The sequence below is a fragment of the Rhodothermales bacterium genome, from assembly GCA_013002345.1.
GTDB lineage: Bacteria > Bacteroidota > Rhodothermia > Rhodothermales > JABDKH01 > JABDKH01.
Genome location: JABDKH010000129.1, coordinates 1 through 9261 on the forward strand (window position 1 = coordinate 1; position 9261 = coordinate 9261).

6 protein-coding genes are annotated in these 9261 nt (G+C 60.0%); 4 read left to right on the forward strand and 2 right to left on the reverse strand.

All coding sequences use genetic code 11. The features are described 5' to 3' along the window. Positions 1-80: 80 nt before the first annotated feature. Both HKN37_06590 and HKN37_06595 read right to left on the reverse strand, forming a co-directional pair. A complete protein-coding gene (locus tag HKN37_06590; GenBank protein NNE46310.1) occupies positions 81-3047 on the reverse strand; it encodes a protein kinase in 2967 nt (988 codons plus the stop codon). A gap of 213 nt (positions 3048-3260) precedes the next feature. Then, positions 3261-3992: a hypothetical protein gene (locus tag HKN37_06595; GenBank protein NNE46311.1), complete on the reverse strand. Its 732-nt coding sequence runs from the start codon at positions 3990-3992 to the stop codon at positions 3261-3263. Positions 3993-4633: 641 nt separating this feature from the next. Between HKN37_06595 and ilvD the strand changes: the two genes are divergently transcribed. From ilvD to HKN37_06615, 4 genes are all read left to right on the forward strand, one after another. Further along, a complete protein-coding gene (gene ilvD, locus HKN37_06600; GenBank protein NNE46312.1) occupies positions 4634-6397 on the forward strand; it encodes a dihydroxy-acid dehydratase in 1764 nt (587 codons plus the stop codon). Positions 6398-6531: 134 nt separating this feature from the next. Next, positions 6532-8247: a biosynthetic-type acetolactate synthase large subunit gene (gene ilvB / locus HKN37_06605; protein NNE46313.1), complete on the forward strand. Its 1716-nt coding sequence runs from the start codon at positions 6532-6534 to the stop codon at positions 8245-8247. A gap of 27 nt (positions 8248-8274) precedes the next feature. Next, positions 8275-8850 carry an acetolactate synthase small subunit gene (gene ilvN, locus HKN37_06610; GenBank protein ID NNE46314.1) on the forward strand — a complete coding sequence of 192 codons (576 nt, stop codon included), beginning with the start codon at positions 8275-8277 and terminating at the stop codon, positions 8848-8850. Between the two features lie 38 nt (positions 8851-8888). After that, positions 8889-9261 (forward strand): NAD(P)-binding domain-containing protein (locus HKN37_06615; GenBank protein ID NNE46315.1); only part of this gene is annotated, 373 nt, incomplete at its 3' end.

Below are 9261 nucleotides of genomic sequence, written 5' to 3' on the forward strand. Positions count from 1 at the left end.
GGGTTGGTGGCGCGGCTGAAGTAGACAGCGCGTCGTGGGGATACCCAGACAGCGAACATGACGCCCGAAAACTGCGGACTCTAGCTGGCCTCGCGTGTCTGTTCGTCCAGGATGCGCTGGATACTGGCGCGTGCTTGCTCGACGTTCGGCTGGAGGTCTGCGTCTGCGCCTTCCCACAGCTCAATCAGACGCGTATAGAAATCGATGGCCTCCGCATCGTTGCCGAGAGCTTCGTGCACTTCGCCCCTGCGAAGGTAGGAGGGCCCCAGGTAGAGAAGACCAAGGAAGCCGCCGGGCCCACTCAGCGTCGTATAATAAGTGAGAGCGTCTTCGAATCGGCCCATCTCCTTCAGTATTTCGGCCCGGACCCAGCGGTTGAAAGTCTCATCGACGATCATGTTGTTGGCGTAGTTCCAGTGGAGTGGGAAATGGGCCTCGTCCAGATGTGTGAGAGCTCTTTCGCGGTCCCCGTCGTGCCATGCTTGCAGAGCTCGTAGCAACTCCCCGAAATGATAACCCAGATTCGGACCCTCACCGTCGTACTCCAGTTCGCCAAGCGCTTCCAGCCGACGCTCGATATCCGCTTGATCCTGGAGCCGGTGGCTAACCAGTCCGGCTGCGAGCTCTCGAAGCGCCGGGCCCTGATCTCTCAGCGGCCGGGGCAGGACATTCTCATTTACCGTCAGCACCGTTTCGCGCACTTCGCTAAGGTGTTCATCGGAGAACGGGGCAAGGGGAGTAACGGCAAGTGCGGTTTCATATAGTGCCAAACCAGACGCCTGGCTTTCGTCTGCGGGTGCCATGGTCGCACTCAGAGATGCGGACTCGGAGACCCTCCCTCGAACGAACTTCAGCATGACCGAGGGTCCGGCCAGGTTTGGATTGTCCGGCGCGAGGTCCCGCATGACGTCGGCGTAGCGCTGAGCCGTTTCGAGGTCTTCGGTTACGGTTGCGCTGCTGACCGCGGCGAAGATCGCGATCTGGGGATTGGACCTGGCGGCTTCGACGATCTCATCCAGAAAGGCGTCCTCTCCTCGGCCTGCCGCGACGATCTTGTTTCTCACGGCGAATATCTGCGTCTCGTCCAGAGCCGGCCCGTAATTATCGAGAAGCGCTGCTACTCGCGTGGAATCGCGTTCCTTACCGGCGATGTCGATCAGGTGATACTGGGCCTCTCGATTCTCGGCATTGAGCGACAGAGCACGCTCCAGGGGTTCCCTCGCGAGAATTGACGGGTAGCCCTCCCGGTCTCCGTAGTGGTAAATGAGGTCGCCCAGTTTCAGCCACGCGGAGACATTTTCAGGCTGTTGTCTGACAAGATCCTCGTATATCGTCCGGGCATCGTCGAATCGCGCCTCCGAAGAGGCGCGCTCGGCACTAACCATCCGAACAACATCGGCGGGAAGTCGGTCGCTGTGTTCGACCGCCTTGTCAAGCGCTTTTTGGCGCTCCGCCGTGCCGAGTTGACCCGACCAGCCTAAGGCGTCTCGAAGCCGGTACCATGCGAGGGCGAAAGTGGAGTCTATTTCAACTGCCTCGCGCATGGAGACGGTACCTTCGTTGAAGCGTCCCTCGCTCATCGCCCGCTCTCCGACTAGAAACGCCTTGAGTGCCGGAAGGGACTCGGTCGTCAGCGCGGCGGTTCGATCCAGCTGTTGACCAGCCTCCGATAGCTGTTCAGCGATCAGTTGCTGCGCCAGGTTGTCGATGGACGCCATCAGTTCCGTATCACCCTTCGCAGTGGTTTGTGCCTCACTCTCCAGGGTCCCGTCCGCGTCATACAGCGAGGCATTGAGCTGGATGTCGGATCCGATCTTGGTGATGCTTCCGAGTATGAACTGGCCTGCGCCAAACCCGGCAGCCAGCTTCTGGCCTTCGGCTGGATCCCGGAGACCACGAACCTCCTCTCCCAGTCGGCCCAGAAGTGCGTTGGGGTCAACGCCACGCAACGTTCCGGCACCGTCCAGCTTCCGCGTCAGGAGATCGACCATTCCCGTCTCCAGGTACTGAAGATCGGGATCTCCCTGGATGGAAAACGGCATCACGGCGACGAGAGATTTCTCTGTGGCCGGTCCGTCATCTGAAGAAGTCCGAAGAAGACCGAACGCCAGCAATGCGATTGCGATTGCGGCTGCTGCGCCACCGACGATCATCGTGAGTCGGGACTTTGAGCTCATTCGCGTGCGCGCGACCGAGCCTGAGTGCGTCGAAATGCCAACCCCTGAGGCTAGAGGCACCGAGCCTGCTCGGAGGTCGTCGGCCAGCGCTGCTGCGGTCGCGTAGCGTCGATCTACATCCTTGCTGAGTGCCGCGTTGACCACCTCGGCGAGGTCGTCCGGCACGTCAGGGCGAACGGACTGAATGGGCTGAGGCTCCTCGTTCAGTATGCCGTAGATAAGTGCCTGTTCATAGTCGGCGGCAAAGGGACGTCTGCCGGAGAGCATCTCGTAGAGGACGACACCCAGCGACCAGACGTCCGAGCGCGAATCCAGTTCATCCCCGCGCGCCTGCTCCGGTGACATGTACGCCGCGGTACCCAGCGTGCTGTCTTCGGCGGTGAGCTCGACGGCCGTGCCCGCGAGTTTGGCCAGTCCGAAGTCCAGGATCTTGGCCACCCCTTCCTCGGTGACAATAATGTTGCCCGGCTTGATATCCCTGTGAACGATACCCTTTCGGTGAGCGGCCGCCAGCCCGTCAGCGGCCTGCACGACGATACCGACAGCCTCCGACAAATCGATCGGGCCGTTTTCGATCCGCTCCTTCAGAGTTGAGCCGGAATAGAAGGCCATGACGATATACGTCTGACCGTCCTCCGACTCACCGATGTCATGGATCGTGCAGATGTGCTGGTGATCGAGCGACGACGCCGTCTTCGCCTCTCGTACGAATCTCTCCCGCGCCGAAGCGTCGCTCGTGAACTGCTGGGGGAGGAATTTTAGGGCGACGTCGCGGTCGAGGCGTGTGTCGCGGGCCTTGTACACGATGCCCATTCCGCCTCGACCCAGTTCCTCCAGAATCTCGTAGTGCGATACGGTTTTGCCGATCATAACATTGGTTGCTGGTGAGATCGGAAGATACTAAACGCGCCTGTTGGCTGACGGGAGGGATGTCCTGGACCTGTGACGCGGAGTCGCGCGTACGTGGCGATGGCCATGTAGGATGCGGGTCGGTCGAAGAGAAATGGGGCATTCCGCTGAAGGAATACCCCGTTGAACGAGCGGCGTTGAGATGTATGCGAGGAAGGTGTCGCCCGATGGTTGCTACAGGCTTACTCCCAGTCCGAACACCAGGAATGTGCGCTCGGTGTTCGGATTCAAGATGTAGCTGACGCTCACAGGAAGTTCGATGCTGTCGTTGAGTTTGATCGATCTCGATGCGGCGATCCCCACATTGACGAGCGCGAACCCGTACGTGCCGCAGAAGCCGCTCTCGCCGGCGACGGCGCCCAGCACCAATCCGAGTTCGGCCCCATCGAGCGCCACCGGATAGGAGGTCTCGAGGTACAGCGAATTGTCCGGATCATTGTGCACGAACATGGCGCCGTACAAGGTTATCGGAAACTCTTCCGGACCTGTATAACTTCCGTACGGTTCGATCCAGTGCGCGCCCGCGCCATTGCCGTCGAAATTGAAGCAGCCGGCGCCGCCGGGCGCGGGGAAGTAGTAGTCGGTGACGCCGACGGAGAACGAGCCGGACGACTTCTTCTCGAACGTGTACCCGATCCAGAGATCGTGTTCGTTGACGCCGGCAGACTCCGGGATCGCCCCGTAGGATGCCCAGGATCCGAACTCGAAGCCGCCGGTTGCAACCGATACAGTGGGCTGGATGCTGAGTGATTCGCCAACGTCAGTGCCTCGCCATACGTAGCGGCTCACCGCGTCGGCGCCCACACTTACGGTCTCGCCGGCGGCAACTGTCGAGACCAGTACGGAGACGGGGACCGCCATGAGCAGTGCAACCAGTCCGTTTCTATAGAGGGATGGAGTTTGCATTCTGAAGGGGGTCACGTTTTTTGTTGGTGATTGATCTCCTGCCTTCTGGCCGAGCCGCGATCGAGTGAGCGTGTGGCCTGGGCTAGCCGCGAATCGTGAAGGAATGATGAAGATATCATCAATCTGTAAGGTCGCGCTCATTTATTGCGTGTTATTTAATGGTGGTGTCTGCCCATTCGCCTTCAAAAGGAGAGATGTGGAAGGGCTTCCGGTTTAATTATTTAATATGGAAGCGCTACCGGAGACGGGCCAAAAACGCCTGTATTGCCGCAACGGGCGGTCAAGGGGGCCTTGCAACTGAGGCTCCCCGGTCCCGTTCTTTGGACAATTCGCATGCCCAGCCGCGGCCCCGTATGAGCTTCCACCATCAATACCGTCCTGCTCTCCGAGCACGCCTGCGCGTGCGACCGGCCGCCACGGATACGATGCAGCGTAGCATGACCGCCCTGTGGATTACCCCGTCCGCAGACCTTCCCCGGATCACCGGACCCGCGCTCGTCAGCGCTCTGTTGCTCGACCTCCTCCTCATTCTCAGCCTCGTCCTTAGAGGCTGATCCACCGGTCGATCCCTCGCCTCCATCGAGCGCGAGCCGAGCAGGTAAAACACTCGAGGGGTCGATCACACCCCCAGAGCCACCGCCATGCCACCGCGTCCAAAACGAAGAAGCGATACCGTCAAGAAGGGATTCGAGAGAGCCCCGCACCGGAGTCTGCTGAAGGCCACCGGCCAGATCCGTGACGATGCGGACTTTGACCGACCCTTCGTCGGGATATGCAACTCCTACATCGACCTTATCCCGGGGCACGTGCACCTGCAGGAGTTCGGCCGCGTCGTAAAAGAGGCGGTCCGCGAGGCAGGAGCCGTCCCGTTCGAATTCAATACCATCGGGGTCGACGATGGCATTGCCATGGGTCACATCGGCATGCGGTACTCGCTACCATCCCGCGAATTGATCGCCGACTCCGTTGAGACCGTTGCCGCCGCGCACTGGCTCGACGGGCTCGTCTGCATCCCCAATTGCGACAAGATTGTGCCGGGGATGCTGATGGCTGCTTTGAGGCTGAACATTCCGGTGATCTTTGTGTCCGGCGGGCCAATGAAGGCGGGCAAGACGCCGGCAGGGGAGACGGTTGATCTGATCTCGGTCTTTGAGGGTGTCGGGCTTCGCCAGAAAGGCGAAATAGATGATGCCGAACTGAAGATCCTGGAAGATTTCGGATGTCCGACCTGTGGATCGTGTTCCGGCATGTTCACGGCCAACTCGATGAACTGCATCATGGAGGCGCTCGGGCTCGCGCTTCCTGGCAATGGCTCGATCCTCGCGGTCGACCCGCGACGCGAAGAACTGGCTCGAAAGGCCGCTTCGAAGATCGTCGATCTGATCGATGCCGATCTCAAACCTCGCGACATCGTTACGCGCGACGCATTCGACGATGCGTTCGCTCTCGACATGGCGATGGGCGGATCGACCAACACGATTCTGCATCTTCTGGCGGCCGCGCACGAAGCCGAGATTCCTTACGACCTGCATCGCATCAATCAGATCTCAAGTCAGGTCCCCTATCTCTGTAAAGTTGCTCCCGCCACGCGCAACGTCCACATGGAAGATGTAGATAATGCAGGCGGCGTCCCGGCCATACTCAAAGAGCTTTCAAGCATCGGCGTGTTGCATCTCGATCGCCCGACCGTCACGGGTCTCACGGTGGGCGAGAATCTCGAGCAAGCCACGAATCATCGGCCGGAGCTCATTCGATCGGTGGATAACGCGTTTCGTCCTACCGGCGGACTCTCCGTCCTCTTCGGTAATCTCGCTCCCGACGGTTGTGTGGTGAAGACGGGGGCTGTAGCCGACGACATGCTCGCGTTCGAGGGGAGCGCACGCATATACGAAAATCAGGATGATGCAGTCGCGGGAATTCTCGGTGGTGAGGTGACGGCCGGCGATGTTGTGGTGATTCGCTACGAAGGACCGCGCGGCGGACCAGGCATGCCGGAGATGCTCCAGCCAACATCCGCGCTCGCAGGCATGGGACTCGACAAATCCGTCGCCATGCTGACCGATGGCCGGTTCTCGGGAGGAACGCGCGGCCTGTCCATCGGACACTGCTCACCGGAGGCGGCCTCCGGTGGACCGATTGCTCTTGTTGTACCGGGTGATCGCATCTTGATCGACATCAACTCGCGAAGCATCCAGCTCCAGGTATCCGAAGAGGAAATCGAACGACGCCGCTCGGAGCTGCTGCCGTTTCAACCGAAGATTCGGGGTGGCTATCTGGAGCGATACACCTTCTTTGTTACGAGCGCCTCGGACGGCGCCGTGCTGCGTGTGCCGACGACGGACCCGGCAAATTCCGCAAACAGACAGCGCACCGCCGAAGCCCGGCCACACCAGGTTGTCCGCTGAGGGACGCCAGAGCGCAATCATCATTACCCGATTATCCCGGAGCAGTAATGCAGTCAGACATGCTAGCCAGACAGAAAACGGGTACGAACGGCCATTCGGCCGGATCTGCCGCATCGTCTAATGGCCAGAACCACATGGCCGGCCAGACTATGAGTGGAGCGGAGATCCTCATCCGATCGCTTGAGGCCGAAGGCGTCGAGATCGTGTTCGGGCACCCGGGTGGCGCCGTCATCAAGATCTATGACGAATTGGCGCGTCTCAAGCCATCATTCAAGCACGTACTCGTTCGTCACGAGCAGGGTGGTACTCACGCTGCCGAGGGATATGCCAAGGCGACGGGCAAGGTCGGAACCGTTCTCGTCACAAGCGGCCCGGGCGCCACGAACTGTGTCACCGGCATTGCGGATGCGTACATGGATTCGGTTCCGATCGTTGTATTCACCGGACAGGTCCCGACACAACTCATCGGCAACGACGCGTTTCAGGAATGCGACACGATCGGCGTCACCCGGAGCATCACGAAGCACAGCTTCCTGGTCCGCGACGTCAATCAGCTTGCGGCGACCGTTCGCGCGGCATACCACATTGCCCGAACGGGCAGGCCGGGTCCAGTCGTAGTCGATCTTCCGAAGGATATTCTTCTGGCCGAGGCCGTGTTCGACTACCCGGAAACGGTTTCCCTCAGGGGATACGATTACGCCGGTGAGGCGGCCGACGACCAAATTCAGCAAGCGGCCGATCTGATACGCGACTCGAAGAAGCCTCTGCTGTATGTCGGTGGAGGTACGATCAATTCGGATGCAACAGAAATACTGACGCGCCTCGCACGACATTCGCAGATTCCTGTGACCACCACGCTGCATGGCCTCGGGGCATTTCCGGAGGACGACGAACTCTCCGTGGGCATGCTTGGAATGCATGGCACCTGGTATGCGAACCAGGCCGTTCAGCATGCTGACCTGCTCATCGCGGTCGGAGCGCGATTCGACGATCGCGTCACGGGCAAACTGGACGCCTGGGCGCCACACGCGCGCATCATCCACATCGACATCGATCCGGCCTGTATCTCTAAAAACGTCCCGGCCGACTGCGCTGTAATCGGTGACGTGAAGGCGGTGCTGGGGCAGCTCGAGCCGCTGATGGAGCGCAAGGAGACCTCTGCGTGGCTTGACCAGATCGGCCAGTGGCGGGCTCAGTGTCCGATGGACTTCGAGTCCGACGGCCAGTTGCGGCCACAGTTCATCCTCCAGCGACTTCGGGAGAAGACGGGTGGTCGAGCAGTGGTCGTGTCTGATGTCGGTCAGAATCAGATGTGGGCTGCTCAGTTCTTTCGCTACACCGAGACGCGATCTCACATCACGTCGGGTGGTCTGGGAACGATGGGTTTTTCATTGCCGGCGTCGATCGGTGCAGCCTTTGGCGTGCGCGACCGGGACATCCCGGTCATCTCCGTTAATGGAGACGGAGGGTTCCTGATGAACTCACAGGAGCTTGGTGTGGCAGCGGCGCACGGACTGCCGATCAAGGTCGTCATCATGAATAACAACTTTCTCGGCATGGTCAGGCAATGGCAGGAGTTGTTTCACGAGAACCGTTTCAGCCACACCGATCTCACCGACACCAACCCGGACTTCGTGAAGCTCGCGGAAGCGTATCACTGCGTGGGGCTTCGTGCCACAACGCCTGACGAGGTCGATGCGGTCATCGACGCGGCGTGGGAGGTGAACGATCGTCCCGTGGTGATTGATTTTCGCGTCGTGAAGGAAGAGATGGTCTTCCCCATGGTACCCGCCGGGGCGGCTACGGACGATATGATCACACAGCGCTTCACGCCCGACGGGCTCGCCTGACAGTTTCGAACTCCGACCAGGTTAATCATGGCAACAAAGACACTGACACCGCAGCAGATCTTTCGAAAGAAGGCGGCTGGAGAAAGCCTTCAGCAGGGAGATCCCGAGTCCGTGCATCGTCACGTCATCATCGTCTTGCTCGAGAACAGCATCGGTGCGCTGAATCGCGTCGCCAACATGTTCTCGGCGCGCGGCTTCAATCTGGAGAGTGTCTCGGTCGGACCGACGGACGACGATGGCATCTCACGCATGACCATCGTGACGACGGGCAACGATCGCATCATTGGCCAGGTGTTGCGGCAGCTCATCAACCTCGTCGACACGCTGCTCGTAGACGATGTAACTCAGGAAGAGTACGTCGAGCGCGAACTCTGCATGATCAAGGTCGGCTACACCCGCGAGACCCGAGCGGAGATGATGGATACGATCGAAATCTTCCGGGGCAACGTGGTCAATATCACGCCCGACACGATGACGTTTGAACTGACTGGTCCGACGACCAAGATCAACGCTTTTGTCGGAATGATGGAGCCGCATGGCATCAAGGAGATCGCCCGAAGCGGCCGCGTGGCGATGCGCCGCGCGCTTGTCTTCGGGGACTGAGCTCACACACCATCTCGAATAACACAGAACGGAATACGATGAAGGTTTACTACGAGTCGGACCCGCAGCTGATCGGATCCAGGAAGGTGGCGGTGATCGGGTATGGAAGCCAGGGTCATGCCCATGCGCTCAATCTGCACGAGAGCGGCGTTGAGGTGGTCGTCGGACTGCGGCCGAGCTCCGCCTCTGCAGAGAAGTGCGTGTCACGCGGCCTTTCGGTCGCGTCGATCCCGGCAGCCGCCGCGTGGGGCGACGTGATCATGATCCTTATTCCCGATCAGGACCAGAAGCGCGTCTACTACGCAGATATCGAGCTCCATATGGCGCCGGGCAAGGCGCTTGGCTTTGGACACGGGTTCAATATTCACTACGGACAGATTGAGGCACCCGAAGGTGTGGACGTCTTTATGG

Bases quoted from the DNA above. Each gene is read 5' to 3' on its own strand.
- HKN37_06595 (NNE46311.1), bottom strand. From the start codon at position 3,992: ATGCAAACTCCATCCCTCTATAGAAACGGACTGGTTGCACTGCTCATG.
- ilvN (NNE46314.1), top strand. From the start codon at position 8,275: ATGGCAACAAAGACACTGACACCGCAGCAGATCTTTCGAAAGAAGGCG.
- ilvD (NNE46312.1), top strand. From the start codon at position 4,634: ATGCCACCGCGTCCAAAACGAAGAAGCGATACCGTCAAGAAGGGATTC.
- HKN37_06590 (NNE46310.1), bottom strand. From the start codon at position 3,047: ATGATCGGCAAAACCGTATCGCACTACGAGATTCTGGAGGAACTGGGT.
- ilvB (NNE46313.1), top strand. From the start codon at position 6,532: ATGGCCGGCCAGACTATGAGTGGAGCGGAGATCCTCATCCGATCGCTT.